Origin of the sequence: Thauera sp. 28, assembly GCF_000310145.2 — a bacterium.
GTDB classification, from domain to species: Bacteria; Pseudomonadota; Gammaproteobacteria; order Burkholderiales; family Rhodocyclaceae; genus Thauera; species Thauera mechernichensis.
The window spans coordinates 60891-80963 of sequence record NZ_AMXA01000011.1 but is presented as its reverse complement, the minus strand read 5'-3'; the positions used below and the strand labels follow the sequence as shown (position 1 = coordinate 80963).

The 20073-nt window shown below is 66.0% G+C and carries 18 protein-coding genes; 7 read left to right on the top strand and 11 right to left on the bottom strand.

Features of this window, described 5'->3' with window-relative positions; translation table 11 throughout:
* Positions 1–45 precede the first annotated feature (45 nt).
* The 10 genes from C662_RS10060 to C662_RS10015 all read right to left on the bottom strand — a co-directional run bounded on the left by C662_RS10060 (position 46) and on the right by C662_RS10015 (position 9832).
* Complete coding sequence (locus C662_RS10060; protein ID WP_232433253.1) at positions 46–1467, bottom strand: hypothetical protein; 1422 nt, start codon at positions 1465–1467, stop codon at positions 46–48.
* A gap of 107 nt (positions 1468–1574) precedes the next feature.
* On the bottom strand, positions 1575–2987 hold the full coding sequence (locus tag C662_RS10055) for a YdgA family protein (RefSeq protein WP_002928274.1): 1413 nt from the start codon (positions 2985–2987) through the stop codon (positions 1575–1577).
* 153 nt (positions 2988–3140) lie between these two features.
* Positions 3141–3362, bottom strand: a complete 222-nt coding sequence (locus tag C662_RS10050) for a VF530 family DNA-binding protein (protein WP_002928273.1) — start codon at positions 3360–3362, stop codon at positions 3141–3143.
* A complete protein-coding gene (locus C662_RS10045) occupies positions 3362–4678 on the bottom strand; it encodes an enoyl ACP reductase FabMG family protein (protein WP_002928265.1) in 1317 nt (438 codons plus the stop codon). Before C662_RS10045 ends, C662_RS10050 begins: the two co-directional genes overlap by 1 nt.
* Before the next feature lie 115 nt (positions 4679–4793).
* Positions 4794–5546: an arsenical resistance protein ArsH gene (arsH, locus tag C662_RS10040; protein ID WP_002928264.1), complete on the bottom strand. Its 753-nt coding sequence runs from the start codon at positions 5544–5546 to the stop codon at positions 4794–4796.
* Positions 5524–5946, bottom strand: a complete 423-nt coding sequence (gene arsC / locus C662_RS10035) for an arsenate reductase (glutaredoxin) (protein ID WP_002928263.1) — start codon at positions 5944–5946, stop codon at positions 5524–5526. The genes arsH and arsC overlap by 23 nt, the downstream gene beginning before the upstream one ends.
* Positions 5946–7004, bottom strand: a complete 1059-nt coding sequence (arsB, locus tag C662_RS10030) for an ACR3 family arsenite efflux transporter (protein ID WP_002928262.1) — start codon at positions 7002–7004, stop codon at positions 5946–5948. Before arsB ends, arsC begins: the two co-directional genes overlap by 1 nt.
* 164 nt (positions 7005–7168) lie before the next feature.
* Entirely contained in the window at positions 7169–7501 is a 333-nt protein-coding gene (locus C662_RS10025; protein ID WP_002928258.1) for an ArsR/SmtB family transcription factor, read from the bottom strand.
* A gap of 22 nt (positions 7502–7523) precedes the next feature.
* Positions 7524–8783: an organoarsenical effux MFS transporter ArsJ gene (arsJ, locus tag C662_RS10020; RefSeq protein ID WP_002928255.1), complete on the bottom strand. Its 1260-nt coding sequence runs from the start codon at positions 8781–8783 to the stop codon at positions 7524–7526.
* A gap of 5 nt (positions 8784–8788) precedes the next feature.
* The gene (locus C662_RS10015; RefSeq protein WP_002928253.1) at positions 8789–9832 is read right to left on the bottom strand and encodes an ArsJ-associated glyceraldehyde-3-phosphate dehydrogenase; all 1044 of its coding nucleotides are present in this window, start codon (positions 9830–9832) and stop codon (positions 8789–8791) included.
* Between the two features lie 243 nt (positions 9833–10075).
* Here C662_RS10015 and C662_RS10010 point away from each other — a divergent pair, with 243 nt between their 5' ends.
* The gene (locus tag C662_RS10010) at positions 10076–11419 is read left to right on the top strand and encodes a hypothetical protein (protein ID WP_002928251.1); all 1344 of its coding nucleotides are present in this window, start codon (positions 10076–10078) and stop codon (positions 11417–11419) included.
* The gene (locus C662_RS10005) at positions 11416–11646 is read left to right on the top strand and encodes a thioredoxin family protein (protein ID WP_002928250.1); all 231 of its coding nucleotides are present in this window, start codon (positions 11416–11418) and stop codon (positions 11644–11646) included. The genes C662_RS10010 and C662_RS10005 overlap by 4 nt, the downstream gene beginning before the upstream one ends.
* Before the next feature lie 18 nt (positions 11647–11664).
* Here C662_RS10005 and C662_RS10000 read toward each other — a convergent pair whose 3' ends face one another.
* Positions 11665–13020, bottom strand: coding sequence for a permease (locus C662_RS10000; protein ID WP_002928248.1), 1356 nt, complete (start codon positions 13018–13020; stop codon positions 11665–11667).
* A gap of 512 nt (positions 13021–13532) precedes the next feature.
* Here C662_RS10000 and C662_RS09995 point away from each other — a divergent pair.
* The 5 genes from C662_RS09995 to C662_RS09975 all read left to right on the top strand — a co-directional run bounded on the left by C662_RS09995 (position 13533) and on the right by C662_RS09975 (position 20046).
* A complete protein-coding gene (locus tag C662_RS09995) occupies positions 13533–15008 on the top strand; it encodes a SulP family inorganic anion transporter (protein ID WP_002928236.1) in 1476 nt (491 codons plus the stop codon).
* Between the two features lie 10 nt (positions 15009–15018).
* Entirely contained in the window at positions 15019–15897 is an 879-nt protein-coding gene (locus tag C662_RS09990) for a universal stress protein (protein ID WP_002928228.1), read from the top strand.
* A gap of 153 nt (positions 15898–16050) precedes the next feature.
* A complete protein-coding gene (arsS, locus tag C662_RS09985) occupies positions 16051–17013 on the top strand; it encodes an arsenosugar biosynthesis radical SAM (seleno)protein ArsS (RefSeq protein WP_002928225.1) in 963 nt (320 codons plus the stop codon).
* 20 nt (positions 17014–17033) lie between these two features.
* Complete coding sequence (locus tag C662_RS09980) at positions 17034–19178, top strand: FAD-dependent oxidoreductase (protein WP_002928222.1); 2145 nt, start codon at positions 17034–17036, stop codon at positions 19176–19178.
* 97 nt (positions 19179–19275) lie between these two features.
* Entirely contained in the window at positions 19276–20046 is a 771-nt protein-coding gene (locus C662_RS09975) for a DUF3047 domain-containing protein (protein WP_002928221.1), read from the top strand.
* Positions 20047–20073: the final 27 nt, after the last annotated feature.

The following is a 20073-nucleotide window of genomic DNA, read 5'->3' as shown; positions in this document are numbered from 1 at the left end:
GCCGCCCGAGGGACGGCGGGTGTAAAGACAAGCTGTACGCCCAGCTCAGCCGCGACGGCGACGGCCGACGAGGCACAGCCCGCCGAGTGCGCCGAGCAGCAGCGGCAGGGTGGCCGGCGCCGGGACCGCGTTCGAGCCATCGAAACGGCTGGCCAGCGTGAGCGTATCGAAGCGCGCGTCATCGACGCCGAAGTCCCACTGGCTGAAGTTGCGGAAGGCGCCGCTGACCTTGCCGAAGGCAGTCATGAACGACAGCTCCACCCGCTCGTCTTCGTATACGAAGGACAGCAGGTCAGACAAGGCATAGCTCACGAAGCGCACGCTGTTGATGCCCAGGCCGCCGTCGATCACCCCTGAGCTGAGCACACCGGCCGCGCCGAGGCTGTCGATGAAGACGCCATCATTGCCGGCGCCGAAGAAGACGTCACCGAAGATCTCGCTGCCGCCGGTGAGGGTCAGCGTGCTATCGCCCTGGCCCTGCGCGAGTTCGATCGCCGCCCCACTGCGGCCGACGAGTGTGCCGCTGTTGATGATATCCACGTTCGACTGCGCGGCGGGGTCGGCACCGATGGCACGCGGGCCTTCGATGTAGCCCTCGTTGATGATCGTCAGCGGACCGCTGGGGCGAATCGGATCGACGCCGTTGTCGAATTCCGGATCGATGTCGACGCCGCTGCCCGTGTCGCCGGTGGAGATGATGCGCCCCGTCGCGTAGTTGCGCACCAGGCCTTCGTCGATATCCACGCCGTCATCGCTGCCCTGGATCAGCCCCCAGTTGTGGATCTCGCCAGATGCGAACTGCACGCCGTCCTCGTCATCGATGCCATCGCGCAGCAATACCGTGCCGTAGTTCTCCATGTAGAAGTTGCCGCGCGCCTCGACGACCTCTTCGCCGCCGATCAGGGTGCCGTGGTTGATCACACGGGCGCCATCGCCACGCAGTTGCAGGGCGCGTCCGTCGCGCGACTCGATGAGACCGTGATTGATGACCTCCGCGTTCTCGAAGCCCTCCAGCGAGCGCACGGCCTGACGGCGCGCCAGGATCTCGCCGGTGTTCTCGACCCGCATGCCACCCGTGCCGCCGAGCACCTCGATGGCGCGGTCGCCGCTGCTGATGACGCCGCTATTGACGATGTTCGCGTTGGCACCGTTTACCGCAATCGCGTAGCCGTTGTTGCGGGTGTCGGTGTTCTCGATGCGGCCTGCGTTGGAGACCTGCTGGCCGGCGCCGCGAAGGTCGAGCGCGGCAGTATTGCGGTTGGTGCTGGTGATCCCCGCGCCGGCCTGGACCTGCACCTGCAGCGCGTCACGACTGTCGCTGACCGGCACCGAGCCCGGCTCGGCGCAGGTCAGCACAGGGGTGCCGTCGATGGCGGTACTCGACGCACAGGTCGGTGCCGCATGAGCAGGATTGAAGGCGAAAGCGGAGAGCAGCGCAACCGAAACGGCGGTCAATCGATTCATCATGGTTCCCTGAGGGGTGTGGGTTGACGGAGACTTCGCATGAAGTCGAACCGCGCACCTTACTCAGGGAAGATGACCTCGCAGTTACACGGGGATGACAGCGTCCGCGCTCAGCGCCCGCCCAGCCCGAACAGATCGAGCGGCTGGCCATTGATGGTGAGCTGGCCCTTCGAGAGCGCGGCACGGCTGCTGAGCTGGCCACCCTTGCGCACGATGAAGCCCTGGGCCTCGAGCATGTCGAGTTGCTGCTGCAACTGAGCAGCGACGACCGCGGCCTCCTGCGGGGACTGAGCCTGAGCGCCGATGAGGGCGACGACGAGGCCCTGCGGCAAAGAGGCTTCCGCGGCGGCGTTGATCTTGGCGAGCAGCATCATGGGGTTGTTGAGCTCGTCGGGCTCGATGCCCTTGAGATTGACGTGAGCAGACAGCGATGCCGTCCCATGCGGGCTGGTAAAACTGATGCGGTCGATGCTGAACTCGGGATCGTGCGCCAGCAGGGTGAGCGCCGGCTCGGCAAGGGGCGCGAACATTGCCGCCGGATCCTCAGCCTGGAGCGCAAGCTGGGCGGGGTCGCTGCTGAGCTCGATCAAGCTGCGATACAGCTCCATCAGCGTCCGCCCATGCAGATGCTTGATCGAGAAGTCGTAGTGCGCGGGGCCGTAATCGCTGCCCCCGACACGCAGCACCTCCGTTCCCAGCATGGCGATGACATCCACGTAGTCGCCGTCGGCCGGGGCATCGACCTCGTAGCTCAGGCGCTCGAGCTGCAGGTCGGTCCCCGCCATCTCGCCATCATCCTTGCCCTCGGCGTGCAGGGAGGCGATCGTCGCACGCTGCTTGCCGACATAGAGCCAGGCCTCATCGTCGAACAGGCGACGCTGGTCCGCATCGAGCGCGAGCTCCGACATGACGATGCGCAGGCTCGGATCCTCCATCGAGAAGCGGTCGATACCGAGCTTCATCGTGTACTGGCGCATGCCGGGACCGAAATCGATGTCCGCTTGAAAGGCGCTGAAGGCGACGCGCAGGGCTCGCTCCGTATCCGCCGCGAGTTCGAGCTCCAGGGCCGGTGTCGTCATCCGCGAATGGCCGCTGCCGTCGAATCGGACCACGGTCTGCGCCTGCAGTGCTGGTTTGTCACCAAGCGTCTCCCGCAACTTGGCGCCCGCCTCCCCTTCGACGTCAAGCTCGCTGTCGAGCGTTGCCGCCGCCAGGGTTCCGAGTCGAGGCAGGGGGCCGTGCTGGATGCGGTTGAGCACGCTCATGCGCAGGGGTTCGCCCAACTGCAGTGAGCCATCCTCGGCCGTGACCGTCATGGCAATGTCGAACTTCAGCTTTTCCGTGCTGCTGAAGAATCCGCGCTCGTAGACGCGTTCGCTGACCTTGAGCGCCGGGTGGGACTTCATGTCCGCGTAGTGCTCGTCCAGGACTTGCTGGATGCGCGTGCCGGAATACCAGCTTGCGGCGGGATAGATCAACGCGACCGCGACCAGCGCGGCGACGATTCGGGTGGGGCGGCTCATGTGGTGAAACTCCGTGTCTTTGAAGTAATCCAGGGATAGGGGCAGGCAGGTGCGTGGCCGTGCCCCGCGAGCACCCTGGCGCGGCCGAGTATATGCTAAAGCGCTAATCCGGCGACAGCCGCGATGACGACCAAGCGATGCGGGCGCCCCCTGCTAGCGCCGCAGCGACTCCAGGTAGAGCGCTTCGACCTGCTCCCGCGCCCACGGAGTTCGGCGGAGGAACTTCAGGCTCGATGCGACACTGGGTTCGTGATTGAAGCAGCGGATGCTGACCCGCCTGCCGAGCGTCGCCCAGCCGTAGCGGGCGACCAGCTCGGTGAGCATGCGCTCAAGGGTGAGGCCATGAAGTGGGTTGTTGGGCTGGGCCGGTGTCATCAGGCGTGCAGCTGGTTGAGCTGGCGCGCCACGATGTCGTGGTTGAGCCACAGCACCGGGCCGGCGGGCGCCGCGGACTCACGGAAGATGAGCGCCCCGCTGGCCTCGAGCACCAGCGTGCTGAGCAGGTCGGTGACCAGGGCCTTGCGGTCCTTGTGCATCTGCACGATGTCCTCCGAGGTACCGATCTGCAGGTCGGCCTGCTCCGGGTTGTTCGGCATCGGCCAGGCGTCGAAGTCGTGGAAGGGCTGCATCACGTCACTGGTCTGGAAATCGGCGACCTTTTTCAGCACGTCTTCCAGGGTGACGCCGTCGACCAGCAGGTCGCGACATGCCTGCCACTGCGACTCGGCCCAGGCGCCGCCGCCTTCCTTCCTGAGCGCCTCGAGCAGTGCGATCAGGGGCAGCTCCACGCCGGCGAACACATCGGTGGAGTTGGTGCGGATCTCGGGGCAGTTATAGACCGTGGCCTTTACACCCTGCTCCCACGCCGCCCGCGCAATACGCTCGAGGCGCATCTTGGCGTAGCCCTGGGTGTAGTTGGTGTAGGTCTGCCACTGATAACGCCCGTCGATGAGGATCTCGGTGCCGTGGTAGCCGTACGCGGTGTAGCGCACCTGGCCGCCCGTGGCCTCGACGCGGGCGCGGATCGCCGCGCTGCCTTCGATCAAGTGCAGGAAGGTGTTGGCCGAAACCTCGTCGAAGTTCTGCAGGATGAGCTTGCCCAGGTCACTGTCGAGCAGGGTCTGCGACGACATGAAGCGCTCGCCGCGGCCCTTGTAGATGCGGTTGGCGATGACCATGAACACCTTGGCCTTGGGAATGCCGCCCGCCATGGTGTGCGCGAAGAGGACATTGCGCCCGTCGGCGATCATGCCGTCGAGCACGGCCATGACCTCGGCCACCCCCTTGCGGAAGCGCTCGGTGCCGATCGCACGGCACTTGTCGATATGCGCCCAGTCGAGCTTGTCCTGCTCCCAGGTCTTGAGCGTCATGGCGTTGAGCAGTTCGGTCGGGGTCGGCTCGCCAGCGGGCGCGTCGAGATCGAAGCCGGCCATCAGCGGCACGTTGATGATCCTGCCGCCCAGGTTGGCCTCGGCCGCTGCCAGTTCCTCGTCATTGAGCGGACGCAGGGCGTTGTTGTCGTCGCGCCGCCCCACCGTGATGCCGACGATCTGCATGCCGGCCGCACGCGCCTGGTCGACGAGGCCGGTGGCGTATCCGCGCCCGAAGAGCTCGCCGAAGAGCACGAACACGTCATCCTTGCGAAAGAGCTCGGACTGCGGAAGTTGAGTCAGGGGAGTCGGCTTGGTCATGGTCTTGCGGGGCGTGGCCCGGGGCTGGTCTGGTTGGAATCGCGTGATTCTACATCGGCAGCGGCTCGTCCCCTCATTGCCGAGCAGCAAACGCAGATGTGGGTGCAGCGCCGACTCAGATAGCCGGCAGGCTCACCCGCGCCGACAGCTCGGCTGCACTCTCCTTGCGCTCGCTGTAGCGATCGACCAGGTAAGGCGCGATGTCGCGCGTGAGCAGGGTGAACTTCACCAGTTCCTCCATCACATCCACCACGCGGTCGTAATAGGCCGAAGGCTTCATGCGGTCATGCTCGTCGAACTCGAGGAAGGCCTTTGCCACCGAAGACTGGTTGGGGATCGTCAGCATGCGCATCCAGCGCCCGAGCACGCGCATCTGATTGACCGCGTTGAACGACTGCGAGCCGCCGCACACCTGCATCACCGCCAGGGTCTTGCCCTGGGTCGGGCGCACCGCGCCGACCGACAGCGGTATCCAGTCGATCTGCGTCTTCATGATGCCGGTCATCGCGCCATGACGTTCGGGCGAGCACCACACCATGCCCTCGGCCCACTGGGTGAGCTCGCGCAGTTCGACCACCTTGGGGTGGGTGTCGGGCGCATCGTCCGGCAGCGGCAGGCCGCTCGGGTTGAAGACCCGCGTCTCGGCGCCCATGGCGCGAAGCACGCGGGCGGCTTCCTCTGCCAGCAGGCGGCTGAACGAGCGCGCCCGCAAGGAACCATAAAGCAGCACGATGCGCGGCGGATGGGTCGACGGCTGGGTAGCCTGCAACTGCGCGGGATCGGGCTCACGGAACAGCGCCGCGTCCACGTTCGGCAGGTCAGGCAGGGAATGGCCGGGCAGCGGCTCAGACACGACGCCCCTCCGCATCGACGACCTTCTCGCCATCCTCCTTGGTGAAGGCGCCGCGCTGCGGCTGCGGCAGGATGTCGAGCACAAGCTCGGACGGCCGGCACAGCCGCGTGCCGAGCGGGGTGACGACGATCGGCCGATTGATGAGGATGGGGTGCGTCATCATCGCCTCGATCAGCTCGCCGTCGGTCTTCGCCGGGTCTGCGAGGCCCAGTTCGGAGAACATGGCCTCCTTGGCGCGCATGATGCCGCGCACCCCGAGGCCGGCGGCCGCGATCAGTGCGACGAGCTGCTCGCGGTTGGGCGGGGTCTTCAGGTACTCGATGACGGTCGGCTCCACCCCGCTGTTGCGGATCATCGCCAGCGTGTTGCGCGAAGTACCGCAGCGCGGGTTGTGGTAGATCGTGATGTCGCTCATCAGCGTGTTTCCTCTTTCATGACAGCCCGCGCGGCAACGGCGGCAGGGGCGAACCAGTGCGGCGTGCGATTGACGATGGCCACCAGCGACAGCATCACCGGCACCTCGACCAGTACACCGACCACGGTCGCCAGCGCCGCGCCCGAATTGAGCCCGAACAGCGAGATCGCCACCGCCACCGCCAGCTCGAAGAAGTTCGAGGTACCGATCAGGCAGGCCGGGCCGGCCACATTGTGCGGCAACTTGAGCGCCTTGGCGGCAAGGTAGGCGATGAGGAAGATGCCGTAGGTCTGCACCATCAGCGGCACCGCGATCATCGCGATGACCAGCGGCTTGTCGACGATGGTGTTGGCCTGGAAGCCGAACAACAGCACCACGGTGGCGATCAGGCCGACAATGGACCAGGGCTTGAGCCGGGCGACGAAATCTGCCACCGCCGTCGGCGAACGCCGCTCCAGCGCATGCCGCGTTGCCATACCGGCAAGCAGCGGCAGCACGACGTAAAGCACGGTGGACAGCGCCAGTGTTTCCCAAGGTACGGTGATGTTGGTGACGCCGAGCAGGAAGGCGGCGATCGGCGCGAAGGCGAACACCATGATGATGTCGTTCACCGACACCTGTACCAGGGTGTAGTTGGGGTCGCCCTTCACGAGCTGGCTCCATACGAAGACCATCGCGGTGCACGGCGCCACGCCGAGCAGGATCATGCCGGCGATGTATTCGCTGGCCGACTGCGGATCGACCCAGGGTGCAAACAGGTAGTGGAAGAACAGCACCCCCAGCGCCGCCATCGTGAAGGGCTTGATCAGCCAGTTCACCACCAGGGTCAGGATCAGGCCCTGGGGCTTCTTGCCCACATCGCGCACGGCGTGCCAGTCGATCTGGATCATCATCGGGTAGATCATCACCCAGATGAACACAGCCACCACCATATTCACCTGCGCGAACTCCAGTCCGGCGATGAGCTGGAACGCACCCTGTGCGACCAGCCCCAACCCCACGCCAGCGAGAATCCCCAGCCCGACCCAGACCGTCAGGTAACGCTCGAACAGCCCCATATCAAGCCTCCGTCGGCAGATGGCCAATATGGCCAATCTCGTTATTGATGACCAGGCGGTCGTGATTGATCGAGGTCAGGCCGCGCGAGGGTACGCAGTAGATCTTGTCGGACATGGGAGGCCCCTTTTTCGTTATGAGCCCGGATCGGGCGATGTGATTCGACTCAGCAATCGAGCCCGTCGGCGCAGGTATCGACCCCGCACAGTTCAGGCATGCCGGCACAGCATTCTTCGGTGAGATAGGCCACCAGTTCGCGCATCAGCGCCATGTTGGCGCGGTAGCGCTGGAAGCGCCCCTCCTGCTCTGCCGACACCAGGCCCGCATGGGTCAGCGTCTTGAGGTGGAAGGACATGTTGGTGGGCGGGATGTCGAGCGCGGCCGACAGCTCGCCCGCCACCATGCCGGCCGGTCCGACGCGCACGAGCAGGCGAAAGACGTCCAGCCGGATGCCGGAGGACAGCGCCTCGAAGATCGGCAGTGCAGTGTTCTTTTCCATGTTTGTTCTCCAGACCGTCAGCTCAGGTCTCCACCCGGGCGGCGGCGTCACGCACCAGCGGCAATGCCAGCGTCGCCAGCCAGCAGATCAGCAGCATCAGCGCCGAACCCGCAAGCGCGTAAAGCAGCCCGCCCCACTGGTACAGCAGCCCCGACAGCAGCGTGCCGATGAAGCGGCCGAGCGCATTGGCGGCGTAGTAAAAGCCTACGTCCTCAGCCGCCCTCTCCGAGCCCGCGTAGGCGAGCACAAGATAGGAATGCACCGAGGAGTTCACCGCGAAGGCAAAGCCGAACAGCCCCAGGCCGCACACCACCACCCATTCCAGGCTGGGCAGCTGCAGCCACACCGCCACTGCCAGCCCAGCGGGGATCAGCGCCAGCAGCGCCGACCACAAGCGCGCCGCCGGCACCTCACGGCTCAGGCCGTCGGCGCTGCGGCGCACGATGTGCGGCGCGGCTGCCTGCACCAGGCCGTAGCCGATGGTCCACGCGGCGAGGAAGGTACCGACCATGGTGAAGGACCACCCTGCCGAGTACAGGAACACTGGCACACCGACCACGAACCACACGTCGCGCGCGCCGAACAGCACCACGCGCGCCGCGGCCAGCGCGTTGATGCCGGGGTTCTTGGCAAACAGTTCGCGCACCGACTTCGAGGCCTTCCTCTTGCCCATCATCGGCGGCAAGGACAGCAGCACGCCGGCAAGCACCAGTGCCAGCAAACCCGCCATCGCCCACAGCGCGCCACGAAAGCCCAAGGTTTCCAGCAGCAGACCACCGAGAAAGAACCCGAAGCCCTTCATCGCGTTCTTGCTGCCGGTGAACCAGGCCACCCACTTGAAGAGCTGGCCCTGATCCCCGCCCTGAGCCTTCGCCTCGGCCTGAGCCTCGGACTGGGTCAGCTTGATCGCCGACTTGCTCGCGGTCTTGGTCAGATCCTTGGCCACGCCGCAGATGCCCTGCGCCACCACCACCCACGCCACCGCCATCGCCGCCGTCCACCCCGGGTCGAGCAGCGACAACAGCACGAAGCCGACGATCTGCGTCACCAGCCCCACGCTGAGCATGCGCGCGATGCCGTAACGCGTCGCCAGCCAGCCCCCGACCAGGTTCGCCAGCACGCCCGCCGCCTCGTAGAGCAGGAACAGGAAGGCGAGCGTGAACGGCGAATAGCCCAGGCGGTAGAAGTGCAGCAGCACCAGCATGCGCAGCGCGCCATCGGTGAGCGTGAAGCCCCAGTAAGCGGCGGTGACGATGGCGTAGTTGCGCGCAGCGTGTTGCATGATGTTCAGATACCCACGGTTTCCATATGGCAGGCCAGGTCGACCATGCGGCAGGCGTAACCCATCTCGTTGTCGTACCAGGCGTACACCTTGAGCAGCGTGCCGTCGGTAACCATGGTGGAGAGTGCATCGACGATCGAGCTGCGCGTATCGCGGGCGTAATCGACGCTCACCAGCGGGCGCTCCTCGTAGCCGAGGATGCCGGCGAGCTCGCCTTCGGCCGCGGCCTTGAACAGCGCGTTGACCTCTTCCGCCGTGGTCGCGCGCTCGAGTTCGAACACGCAGTCGGTGAGCGAGGCGTTCAACACCGGCACGCGCACCGCGTGGCCGTTGAGCTTGCCCTTCAACTCCGGGTAGATCAGCGCGATCGCGGTGGCGCTGCCGGTGGTGGTAGGCGCCAGGCTCATCAGTGAGCTGCGCGCGCGGCGCAGGTCCTTGTGCGGCGCATCGACCACCAGGTTGGTGTTGGTGGGGTCGTGGATGGTGGTGATCTGCCCGTGGCGGATGCCCAGGTTCTCATGCACCACCTTCACCACCGGCGCCAGACAATTGGTGGTGCACGAGGCCGCGGTGACGATGCGGTCGCGTGCCGGGTCATAGGCTTCGTGGTTGATGCCGACCACCACGTTGAGCACGCCGCCGGTCTTGACCGGTGCAGCCACGATCACCCGCTTGGCGCCGCGGTCGAGGTGGCCCTGCAGGGTTTCGGGGGTAAGGAACTTGCCGGTGCACTCCAGCACCACATCCACACCCAGATCGCCCCAGGGGATCTCGGCCGCAGTAGCGTGCGCGGAGAAGGACAGCCGGCGATCGTCGATGCGGATCGCGCCCTCGCCTTCGGCGGCGATATCCGCACGCCACTTGCCCTGCACGCTGTCGAAGGCGAGCAGGTGTGCGGTAGCCGCGGCGCCGCCCTTCAGTTCGTTGAGGTGCACCACTTCCAGCCGGTTGCCCGCGCGCGGGTCGTCCACCTGCCGTTCCGCAGCCCCCATCGCGGCGCGCAGCGCCAGACGGCCGATGCGACCCATGCCATTGATGCCAATCCTCATGTCAATCTCCAATAACACAACACTTTTAGAATAATTGAAATCTTAGCCACGATGTGTGACACGCAGGTTACTGACCAACACCCCGTCCCTTCGTACAGCGGTCACGCCCTGATCGCATCCCCCACGCACCTGCCCCGGCCTGTGCTCGACTAAACTTGCAGCGTTAGCCACATCGCGAAGAACTGCATTGCGGCAACGTCAGCCGCGCCGACCTGCACTTTTAGTCCGCCCAGTGAGACCCTCGTGATACCAACCGCCATAGCGCCCGAACAACACCGCCCCAGCGCCACGAGCAGTGCGCTGGCGGTAGCGCAGGCGCTGAACCGTAGCTGCGACTGCCGCAGCCTCGACCCCCTGCGCCTGCGCCAACAACTCGAAGCCGAACCCGCACTGCTCGGACTGGCGACCGAGATCGAGCGCAGCCGCCCGCACATGTTCTCGGCTACCGCGGTGTTCATGGCCCCGGAGACGCTGCAGGCCATGGCCGACATCGTGGCGGCGATCGAAACCGTGATCGCCCTGCCCGGCTACGAGGCCGAGGTGCTCGCGCGCGCGCCGGCAATCGCCCGTTTCGATAACGGCCCGAAGGGTGTGTTCATGGGTTTCGACTTCCATGTCTGCGACACTGGCCCACAGCTCATCGAAATCAACACCAACGCGGGCGGCGCCCTGCTAAACCGAGCACTTGCGTGCGCACAGCAGGCCTGTTGCGCGCAGATCGTGCCGCATCTGCGCCCCACGGCCAGGCTCGACGCGCTCGATCAGCGCTGGCTGGAGGCCTTCTTCAACGAATGGGCGCTACAGGGCCATCACGGCAAGCCGGAGTGCATCGCGATCGTCGACGAAACACCCGAACAGCAATACCTACATCCCGAGTTCCTGCTTTTTCAGCACCTGTTCCGCAGCGCAGGCATCGACACGGTCATCTGCGATCCGGGCGAACTCGCCTTCGACAGCCGCGCGCTGACACACAACGGCCGGCCGGTCGACCTCGTCTACAACCGCCTGACCGATTTCTACCTGCAATCGCCCGCTGCAGTAGCCTTGCGCGCCGCCCATGAGGCCGGAGCAGTCGTGCTCACGCCCCACCCACGCGCACATGCGCTGTACGCGGACAAACGCAATCTCGCGCTGCTCACCGACGCGGCTCGCCTCGCAGCCCTCGGTGTTCCGCAGCATACGATCGACTGCCTGGTGGCGGGCATCCCGCGTACGGTCGAGGTCATGCCCGAGCGCGCCGACGCCTTGTGGGCCGCACGCCGCGGCCTGTTCTTCAAGCCTGCCAGCGGCTTCGGCAGCCGCGCGGCGTACCGCGGAGACAAGCTCACCCAGCGGGTGTGGAAGAGCATTCTCGACGGCGGCTACGTTGCCCAGAGCCTTGCCCTGCCCTCCGAACGGCGTGTCCGGGTCGACGGCGCCGGTAACGATCTCAAGCTCGACATTCGCGCCTATGCCTATGCAGGCGAGATTCAGCTAGTCGCAGCAAGGCTCTACACGGGGCAGACCACCAACTTCCGTACCGCGGGTGGAGGCTTTGCGCCCGTGTTTCTCACCGACACAATGACCAGCGAAGGAGAAGCATCATGAAGGACATCAAGGTTCTCGGTACCGGTTGCGCCAACTGCAAGAACACGGTCAAGCTCATCGAAGAGGTCGCCGGCGAAATGGGTGAGCAGATTGCGCTCGAAAAGGTCGAGGAGTTACAGAAGATCATGAGCTACGGCGTGATGGCGACGCCAGCAGTCGTAATCGACGGCACCGTAGTTCATTCCGGCGGCGTACCCGCGCGCAGCAAGGTTGAGGGCTGGTTCTGATCGCAGCGGACCAGACGATCAGCCGGGTAGCGAGGAAACCGGCAGCCCCCTCTCTACCCACATGCCGAACAGCATCCCGCTGATCGTCGCCATCACCACGACCATGGCGACGAACGTCAGCGTCTTCTTCGTGCCCAGTACGCTACGGATCACCAGCATGTTGGGCAGCGACAGCGCCGGGCCGGCAAGCAGCAGTGCAAGCGCTGGGCCCTCGCCCATGCCATTGCCGATCAGGCCCTGCACGATCGGCACCTCGGTCAGGGTGGCGAAGTACATGAAGGCACCGGCAAACGCAGCAAAGAAATTCGCCGCCAGCGAATTCCCCCCCACCGCCCAGGCCACCCATTCCGAGGGAATCAGGCCTTCCTCGCCAGGTCGGCCGAGCAGTGCGCCGGCAATCAGCACGCCGACGAGCAGCAGCGGCAGGATCTTCTTGGCGTAGTCCCAGGACGAAGCGAACCAGCCGGCGCCCTCGCCCTTGTCGGTGCTGGTGATCCACGACAGACCGATGATGAGCAGCGCAAAGGGCACGAGTGGTTGTTCGCCGAACACGACCGCCGCTGCCACGCCAGCGGCGGCCACCAGCAGCACGCGGGTGTGCGACATCTTCATCCAGCCAATGAGGATGGCCGCAAGCGCAATGCCGAGCGCCCCCGTGACCCACCACTTGGCCGCGTAGATCGCGTGCCAGGCTCCCTCTTCCACCGCCGGCTTCGCCCAGTTGGCAAACACCAGGATGGCGACCAGCACACCGAAGAACAGCGCGTTCTGCCACAGCGGCCGACTCGGGCCTTCGTCAGGCATCACGATCTTGCTGTTGAGCTTCTCGAGCTCCTCCTTGCGGTACAGGAAAGCCATCATCAGGCCGATGACCACGCTGAACACCACGGCACCGATGCCACGCGCGATGCCGAGCTCCGGCCCCAGGATGCGGGCGGTGAGAATGATCGCCAGTACATTGATCGCCGGCCCGGAATACAGGAAGGCGATCGCCGGCCCCAGTCCGGCGCCCATGCGATAGATGCCGGCGAACAATGGCAGCACCGTGCAGGAGCACACGGCCAGGATCGTCCCCGACACCGAAGCCACGCCATAGGCCATGCCTTTGTGCGCGGTCGGCCCGAGGTATTTCATCACCGCCGCCTGGCTGACGAAGACCGCAATCGCACCGGCGATGAAGAAGGCAGGGATGAGGCACAGCAGCACATGCTCTTCGGCATACCAGCGCACCAGATAGAGCGCTTCCCAGAAGGCATTGTGCAGCCGGTCCCAGCCCTGCAGGGCCTCGACCGGCAGGTAGAAGCAGGCGATGAAAACGCCCACGATCAGCGCCAGCGGTTTCCACTCGTTGCGCCAGAAGCTGTTGCCATCCATGGGACACCCCACACAAGAAGCCTCACCGCAATGATGCGACTATTTGGCCGCAAATAGGGCGTCGCCGCGACAACGCCCGGTCGGGTGCCATGACTTCGTTCAGGCCTCGATACAGCCTGCCGATCTGGCGTCGCAATTCAGCCCCCGATCTTGCTGCAGCGCAGCAGCATTGCTAGAATCCGCCGCACTTGCGCGATCCAAGTACTTGCGCCGAACCGCGCCCCCCAACAAGCCTCCCCACAAGCGACCCATGTAAGCCCTGCCCCAGCCTGCGAGTTGCTCCACCCCTTTCCGCTCGCGCGAGGCTGCTGCAACGTGTTCGCTTGACTCATCCGTGCACGGGCTGCGCAACACGACCCGTTACATGGCTGGCGCGCATCTGCCCCAATCCATACGACCAGGCTGCGTACCCGGTCGTCGAGGGCTTCGCGCTTAAAGGCGAATCCACCTCGCGTGAGTTCATCGCGCCCCTGTCCGGGACGCGCGCAAACTCGATGGACTCATAACGACAAATGAAATCTCTCCACCAGGACTGGACGTCCAACATCCGCAACGATCTGCTCGCGGGTCTGGTCGTCGCGCTCGCCCTCATCCCCGAAGCCATTGCGTTTTCCATCATCGCCGGTGTCGACCCCAAGGTCGGCCTCTACGCGTCCTTCTGCATCGCAGTCGTCATCGCCTTTACCGGCGGCCGCCCGGGAATGATCTCGGCGGCCACCGGCGCCATGGCGCTGGTGATGGTGACGCTGGTGAAGGATCACGGTCTCCAGTACCTGCTCGCTGCCACCATCCTCACCGGCGTGCTGCAGATCATCGCCGGCTGGATCCAGCTCGGCCGGCTGATGCGCTTCGTGTCGCGCTCGGTGGTGACCGGCTTCGTCAACGCGCTCGCCATCCTCATCTTCATGGCGCAGTTGCCCGAGCTGATCAACGTCACCTGGCACGTGTACGCGATGACGGCCGCCGGCCTGGGCATCATCTACCTGTTCCCGTATGTCACCAAGGCAATCCCCTCGCCGCTGGTCACTATCGTGGCGCTGACCGCGGTGGCCATCGTGCTCGACCTCGACATCCGCACCGTGGGCGACATGGGCGAGCTGCCCGACAGCCTGCCGATGTTCCTGCTCCCGGACGTGCCGCTCAACCTGGAGACGCTGGCGATCATCTTCCCCTACTCGCTGACGCTGATGGTGGTGGGCTTGCTCGAGTCGCTGATGACCGCGACCATCGTCGACGATCTCACCGACACCACCAGCAACAAGAACCGCGAATGCGTCGGCCAAGGCGTGGCCAACATCGCCAGCGGCTTCATCGGTGGCATGGCCGGCTGCGCGATGATCGGCCAGTCGGTGATCAACGTGAAGTCCGGCGGCCGCGGCCGGCTGTCGACGCTGTCGGCAGGCCTGTTCCTGCTCGCATTGCTGATGCTGGTGGGCGACTGGGTGGCGCAGATTCCGATGGCGGCGCTGGTGGCGGTGATGATCATGGTGTCGATCGGCACCTTCGACTGGAACTCGATCCGCAAGCTGCGCGAACACCCGCCCAGCTCCAGCATCGTGATGATGGCCACGGTGGCGGTCACTGTCGCCACCCACGATCTGGCCCAGGGCGTGCTGGTCGGCGTACTGGCCTCGGGCTTTTTCTTCGCGCACAAGGTGGGGCGCATCCTGAGGGTGCGCTCGATTGCCGAGGACGAAGGGCGTCAGCGCCGCTACACCGTCACCGGGCAGGTGTTCTTCGCCTCGGCCGACGCCTTCATCGCCAGCTTCGACTTCCGCGAAGTGATCGACAAGGTGGTGATCGACGTCTCGCGCGCCCACTTCTGGGACATCACTGCGGTCAGCGCACTGGATAAGGTGGTCGTGAAGTTCCGCCGCGAAGGCACGGATGTCGAGATCGTCGGCCTCAACGAAGCGAGCGCGACGCTGGTCGACAAGTTCGGCGCGCACGACAAGAGCGACGGCGCCGACCTGCTTACCGGCCACTGAGGAGAACAGCATGAACAAGCAAGACAGGAAAGTGCTGGCCTGCGTGGACCAGTCGCACTTTGCAGACACCGTCGCCGACTACGCAGCCTGGGCCGCGCGCCGCATGGACGCACCGCTCGAGCTCCTGCACGTGATCGACCGCCACCTCGAGCAAGGCTCGGGCGACGACCACAGCGGTGCCATCGGCTTCAACGCGCAGGAACATCTGCTGCACAGCCTCAGCGACAAGGACGCCGCCCTCGCCCGCAGCAAGCGCGAGCAGGGGCGCATCTTCCTCAACCATCTGCGCGAACGCGCACTGGCTGCAGGCGCCCCCTCGGCCGACATGCGCCAGCGCCACGGCGCGCTCGACGACACCCTGGCCGAACAGGAGGACAACGTACGCCTCTTCGTCTTCGGTCGGCGCGGTGCCTCGGCCGCAAAAACGCGGCCGGAAGGATCGAACACGCTCGGCCGTAATGTCGAGCGTGTGGTGCGCGCCATCCACAAGCCCATCCTCACCGTCACCGAGGGCTTCAAGGAGCCCGAACGCGTGATGCTCGCCTACGACGGCAGCGCGGTAACGCGCAAGGGCGTGGACATGATCGCCGGCAGCCCGCTGTTCAAGGGCCTGCCAATCCACATCGTGATGGCTGGCAAGGACAGCGCAGACGCACCGAAGCAGGTCGCCTGGGCAAAGGATACGCTCACCGCCGCGGGCTTCGAGGTCGTGGCCGACATCCTGTCGGGCGACCCCGAAGCGGTGATTGCACGCGAGATCAGGGCGCGCGACATCGACATGCTGCTCATGGGCGCCTACGCCCATTCGCCACTGCGCGCGCTGCTGTTCGGGAGCAAGACCACCGACCTGCTGCGCGCCGCCACCATCCCGACCCTGCTGTTGCGCTAAATTGGGCAGGCCTTCGAGCCGGACAGGGCCGCAGCGGATCATGAGCCGCGGCCCGCTCCGGCCGTCGGCCCTTGCTTCGGTCGTTTCGTGAAATTTCCTGTAAGGATTCGCGCGCGCCTCCGACCAAGGTAAAAACCGACCCGGAGCACTCCAATGCGCGACACCTTCCCCCTGCTGGTCAAGACCGACTTCCCCGCGCTCACGCGCGGCCGTCTCGAGGTACTGCAGGCCAACCTCGGCTACCGCTGCAACCAGGCCTGCCTGCACTGCCACGTGGCCGCCAGCCCGCGCCGCACGGAAGAAATGAGCTGGGACACGATGGCGCTGCTGCTCGAGGTGGCGCGCCGTCACCGGGTGCGCACCCTGGACCTCACCGGCGGCGCGCCGGAGATGAACCCCAACTTCCGCCGGCTCGTGGCCGAAGCACGGGCGATGGGGCTGAATGTCATCGACCGCTGCAACCTCACCATCCTGGGCGAGCCGGGCTACGAATGGCTGGCCGATTTCCTCGCCGCGCAGCGCGTCGATGTCGTCGCCTCGCTGCCGTGCTACCTCGAGGACAACGTAGACGCCCAGCGCGGCGAAGGGGTGTTCCGGCAGAGCATCGACGGATTGCGCACGCTCAACGCGCTCGGCTACGGCCAGCCCGGCTCCGGGCTCGTGCTGAACCTGGTCTACAACCCGCTCGGCCCCAGCCTCCCGCCCGAGCAGCACGGGCTGGAGCAGGCGTACAAGCGCGAGCTGGCGGCACGCTACGGCATCGTGTTCAACCAGTTGTTCGCGCTCGCCAACATGCCGATCCAGCGCTTCGGCAGCCAGCTGATCTCACGCGGGCAGTTCGACGGCTACATGGCCCTGCTCAAGGGTGCCCACCGGCCAGAAAACCTGGTCGGGGTGATGTGTCGGGCGCTGGTATCAGTGAGTTGGCAGGGGCAGGTTCATGACTGTGACTTCAATCAGATGCTGGGGCTGCCGCTCGGGGCCCGGTCACAGGCCACGCATCTGTCCGATCTTCTGGGCAATGACATGGAGGACGGCACAATCCGGGTTGGCGAGCATTGCTATGGCTGTACCGCCGGCCAGGGCAGCAGTTGTGGCGGCGCGCTCGAGCATTGAGCGCATTGGCAGACATCCAGATGAATCCTCGCAAACTCGCCGTCCTCGTGATCCTCGCCGCCGCGATCGGCAGCTTCTTCCTGTTCGATCTTGGCCAGTACCTCAACCTGCACACGCTCAAGGCGCAGCAGGCCGCCATTGCGGACTATCGCGACCACAATCCGGTGCTGAGCATCGCCGTGTATTTCGTCATCTACGTGGTCGTCACCGCCTTGTCGGTGCCCGGGGCGGCCTTGCTGACGCTGGCCGGCGGCGCCGTGTTCGGGCTGCTGTGGGGGACGGTGATCGTCTCCTTCGCGTCCACCCTGGGCGCCACTGCCGCCTTCGTGATCGCGCGCTTCCTGCTGCGCGACTGGGTCGGGCAGCGCTTCGGCCAGCGCCTGGCGGCCATCGACGAGGGCATCAAGCGTGAAGGTGCGTTCTACCTGTTCACGCTGCGCCTGGTGCCGGTGTTTCCCTTCTTTCTGGTCAACCTGCTGCTGGGCCTGACGGCGATGCGCACCTGGACCTTCTTCTGGGTCAGCCAGCTCGGCATGTTCGCGGGCACCGTGGTGTATGTGAATGCCGGCACCCAGCTCGCACGCATCGACAGCCTGGGCGGCATCCTGTCGCCCGCCCTGATCGGCTCGTTCGCCATCCTGGGCGTGTTCCCGCTGATTGCGCGGCGCGTGGTGGAGCGCATCCGCCGCAACCGGGTCAATGCGCGCTGGCCGCGGCCGACGCGCTTCGACCGCAACCTGGTGGTGATCGGCGGTGGCAGCGCGGGCCTGGTCACGTCCTACATCGCCGCGGCGGTCAGGGCCAAGGTCACGCTGGTCGAGCGCCACAAGCTTGGCGGCGACTGCCTCAACACCGGCTGCGTGCCGTCGAAGGCGCTGATCCGCTCGGCGAAGTTCCTTTCGCACGTCGCGCGCGCGCCCGAGTTCGGCATCGCCGCCGCCGATGCACGCTTCGACTTCGCCGAGGTGATGGAACGCGTGCAGCGCATCATTGCCCAGGTCGAGCCGCACGACTCGGCCGAGCGCTACACCGGGCTGGGGGTCGACGTGGTGCAGGGCGCTGCGCGCATCGTGTCGCCGTGGGAAGTCGAGATCGATACCGCCGACGGCGAGCGCCGACGCCTTACCACACGCGCCATCGTCATCGCCACAGGCGCCCGCCCGACGGTGCCCGAGCTGCCCGGTATCGAGGATATGGACTACCTCACCTCCGACACGGTCTGGTCGCTGCGCAAGTTGCCACGCCGACTGCTGGTGCTGGGCGGCGGGCCGATCGGCTCGGAACTGGCGCAGGCCTTCGTCCGCTTCGGCGCCCAGGTCATCCAGGTCGAACGCGGGCCGCGCCTGCTGCCGCGCGAGGACGCCGACGTCTCAGAACTGGTGATGCAGCGCTTTCGCGCCGAGGGCATCGACCTGCGCCTCGAGCACCAGGCCAAGGCCTTCATCACGGACGGCGAACAGAAGATCCTGATCGCCGAGCATGCGGGCAAGGAGGTGCGCATCCCCTTCGACACCGTGCTGATCGCGCTCGGGCGCAGCGCCAACCTGCGGGGCTACGGGCTGGAGGAACTCGGCGTGCGCTGTGGCCGCACGATCGAGACGAACGCGCTGCTGCAGACCAACTACCCGAGCATCTACGCCGCGGGCGACGTGGCCGGGCCTTACCAGTTCACCCACACCGCCGCGCATCAGGCCTGGTACGCCGCGGTCAACGCGCTGTTCGACCCGATCAAGACCTTCAGGGCGGACTACCGCGTCATACCCTGGGCCACCTTCATCGAGCCCGAGGTTGCCCGCGTCGGACTCAACGAGCAGGAAGCACGCGAACAGGGCATCGCCTTCGAACTCAGCACCTTCGGCATCGACGACCTCGATCGTGCCATCGCCGACAGCGAGGCACACGGTTTCATCAAGGTGCTGACGGTGCCCGGCAAGGACCGCATCCTGGGCGTGACCATCGTCGGCGAGCACGCGGGCGACCTCATCGCCGAGTATGTGCTGGCAATGAAGCAGGGCATCGGGCTCAACCGCATCCTCGGCACCATCCACATCTATCCGACCCTGGCCGAAGCCAACAAGTACGTGGCCGGCACCTGGAAGCGGGCTCACGCCCCCGAGCGCCTGCTGCAGTGGGTGGAGCGCTTCCACACCTGGCGCCGCGGATAGGTGTCGACACCCGGATGCGGTGCAACGCCGAACACAGGCGCATCAACACCCCGCTCTTGAACACCCGAGGCATGAAGACCCAACTCGAGGCCATCGAATGAATCGGCACCGTCACGTCTCATGGGCCGCAGGCCTGCTGCTCATGCTGGTCGCCCCTGGCACGCTGTCCGCCACCGTCTGGGTAGGACGCTTTGACGGCGCAGGACCGCTGCCCGAGCCCTGGCGCATCCAGCAGCTCGACGAGCGCATCCCGCCCACTCGCTACACGCTGCGCGAGTGGGACGGCGTGCCTGCCGTCGAGGCGCTGGCCGAGCGCAGCATGGCGCTGCTCGGCCGCCCGCTCGAGGTGGACCTCGCGGCAACGCCGCACCTGTGCTGGCTGTGGCGGGTCGATGCCCCAGTGGCAAACGCCGACATGACGCGCAAGGCGGGTGACGATTACGCGGCGCGCGTGTATCTGAGCTTCGACGTGGCACCCGAGGCGCTCGGCTTCGGCACCCGCACCAAGCTGGCCCTTGCGCGCTCGATCTACGGCAACCAGGTACCCGACGCCGCGCTCAATTACGTGTGGGACAACCGCCACCCGATCGGCACGCTGCGCGACAATGCCTACACCGATCGCGCACGCATGCTCGTGCTGCGATCGGGCGCGGAGGATGCCGGGCGCTGGGTGCTGGAGCGGCGCAATGTCGCCGAGGACTTCCGGCGCGCGTTCGGCGACCTGCCGGCGAAGCTCAGCGGCCTGGCGCTGGCTTCCGATACGGACAACACCGCGAGCGTGGCGCGTGCCGGCTTTGCGCAGTTCCGCTTCGTCGCCGATGCAGGCGACTGTGACACCCCGCAGCCTGGGGCCGTGGATGGAGGCTGAAAGTTGAGTGATCCGATGCAGGCGCCG

Coding starts and splice junctions, on each gene's coding strand:
- C662_RS09995 (WP_002928236.1), top strand. CDS start 13,533: ATGAAATCTCTCCACCAGGACTGGACGTCCAACATCCGCAACGATCTG.
- arsB (WP_002928262.1), bottom strand. CDS start 7,004: ATGGGGCTGTTCGAGCGTTACCTGACGGTCTGGGTCGGGCTGGGGATT.
- C662_RS10000 (WP_002928248.1), bottom strand. CDS start 13,020: ATGGATGGCAACAGCTTCTGGCGCAACGAGTGGAAACCGCTGGCGCTG.
- C662_RS10055 (WP_002928274.1), bottom strand. CDS start 2,987: ATGAGCCGCCCCACCCGAATCGTCGCCGCGCTGGTCGCGGTCGCGTTG.
- C662_RS09990 (WP_002928228.1), top strand. CDS start 15,019: ATGAACAAGCAAGACAGGAAAGTGCTGGCCTGCGTGGACCAGTCGCAC.
- C662_RS10045 (WP_002928265.1), bottom strand. CDS start 4,678: ATGACCAAGCCGACTCCCCTGACTCAACTTCCGCAGTCCGAGCTCTTT.
- arsC (WP_002928263.1), bottom strand. CDS start 5,946: ATGAGCGACATCACGATCTACCACAACCCGCGCTGCGGTACTTCGCGC.
- arsS (WP_002928225.1), top strand. CDS start 16,051: ATGCGCGACACCTTCCCCCTGCTGGTCAAGACCGACTTCCCCGCGCTC.
- C662_RS10025 (WP_002928258.1), bottom strand. CDS start 7,501: ATGGAAAAGAACACTGCACTGCCGATCTTCGAGGCGCTGTCCTCCGGC.
- C662_RS09980 (WP_002928222.1), top strand. CDS start 17,034: ATGAATCCTCGCAAACTCGCCGTCCTCGTGATCCTCGCCGCCGCGATC.
- arsH (WP_002928264.1), bottom strand. CDS start 5,546: ATGCGGAGGGGCGTCGTGTCTGAGCCGCTGCCCGGCCATTCCCTGCCT.
- C662_RS10015 (WP_002928253.1), bottom strand. CDS start 9,832: ATGAGGATTGGCATCAATGGCATGGGTCGCATCGGCCGTCTGGCGCTG.
- C662_RS10060 (WP_232433253.1), bottom strand. CDS start 1,467: ATGATGAATCGATTGACCGCCGTTTCGGTTGCGCTGCTCTCCGCTTTC.
- arsJ (WP_002928255.1), bottom strand. CDS start 8,783: ATGCAACACGCTGCGCGCAACTACGCCATCGTCACCGCCGCTTACTGG.
- C662_RS10005 (WP_002928250.1), top strand. CDS start 11,416: ATGAAGGACATCAAGGTTCTCGGTACCGGTTGCGCCAACTGCAAGAAC.
- C662_RS09975 (WP_002928221.1), top strand. CDS start 19,276: ATGAATCGGCACCGTCACGTCTCATGGGCCGCAGGCCTGCTGCTCATG.
- C662_RS10050 (WP_002928273.1), bottom strand. CDS start 3,362: ATGACACCGGCCCAGCCCAACAACCCACTTCATGGCCTCACCCTTGAG.